We start from the raw sequence: 1008 nt of genomic DNA, 5'->3' as shown, positions 1-1008 counted from the left end.
CTTGATAATGATGAGTATGTACTTAACGGTTCAAAAATTTTCATTACAAACGGTAAAGAAGCCGATATTTATGTTGTAATCGCATGTACAGAGGTCAAAGTGGATGCTAAGGGCAGAAAGAAGAAAGTTTTCTCGGCATTCCTGGTAGAAAAGGGTACACCGGGATTTAATTTCGGAACGAAGGAAAAGAAGATGGGTATCAGAGGCTCTTCTACATATGAGCTTATCTTTAATGATTGCAGAGTTCCAAAGGAAAATATGCTCGGACCTGCCGGCAAGGGATTCGGTATTGCAATGCATACTCTGGACGGTGGTCGTATAGGTATTGCCGCACAGGCGCTTGGTATTGCAGAGGGTGCACTTGAGAGAACTATTGCCTATGTAAAAGAGAGAAAACAGTTTGGAAGAACTATCAGTGCATTCCAAAATACACAGTTTGAGCTGGCAAATATGGCAACCAAAGTAAAGGCGGCACAGATGCTTGTATACAGAGCGGCAATGGCTAAGGCAACACAGAAGACATATTCGGAGGAAGCGGCAATGGCTAAGTTGTTTGCAGCAGAGGTGGCTATGGAAGTAACTACCAAGGCGGTTCAGCTGCATGGCGGATATGGTTATACAAGAGAATACGAGATCGAAAGAATGATGCGTGATGCCAAGATTACAGAAGTATATGAAGGTACAAGTGAAGTACAGAGAATGGTAATCGCCGGTGCATTGCTTAATTAATGTTGCTGTTATGAATGGAGGATGTCATGAAGATAGTTGTTTGTATTAAACAGGTGCCGGATACAAAGGGTGGCGTTGTTTTCAACCCTGACGGCACACTTAACAGAGGAGCTATGCTTACAATTATGAACCCTGATGATAAAGCGGGTCTTGAGGCGGCTCTCAGAATAAAAGATAAATATAATGCGGAAGTTACTGTAGTTACTATGGGACTTCCAAAGGCGGATGAGGTACTTAGAGAGGCACTTGCAATGGGAGCCGACAAAGCAATTCTTATAA

At 42.9% G+C, this 1008-nt stretch carries 2 protein-coding genes; both read left to right on the top strand.

The genetic code is table 11. From position 1 onward, the window contains the following. On the top strand, positions 1 to 729 hold a 729-nt coding region (locus HMPREF0381_RS14170; RefSeq protein WP_008752698.1), incomplete at its 5' end, for an acyl-CoA dehydrogenase family protein. 26 nt (positions 730 to 755) lie between these two features. After that, a partial coding sequence (locus HMPREF0381_RS14165; protein WP_040462030.1) for an electron transfer flavoprotein subunit beta/FixA family protein occupies positions 756 to 1008 on the top strand: 253 nt, incomplete at its 3' end.

It is taken from the genome of Lachnoanaerobaculum saburreum DSM 3986 (genome assembly GCF_000185385.1).
In the GTDB taxonomy this organism is placed as follows: Bacteria; Bacillota; Clostridia; order Lachnospirales; family Lachnospiraceae; genus Lachnoanaerobaculum; species Lachnoanaerobaculum saburreum.
The sequence above is the reverse complement of the archived record's forward strand: the minus strand, read 5'-3'. Positions and strand labels throughout refer to the sequence as shown.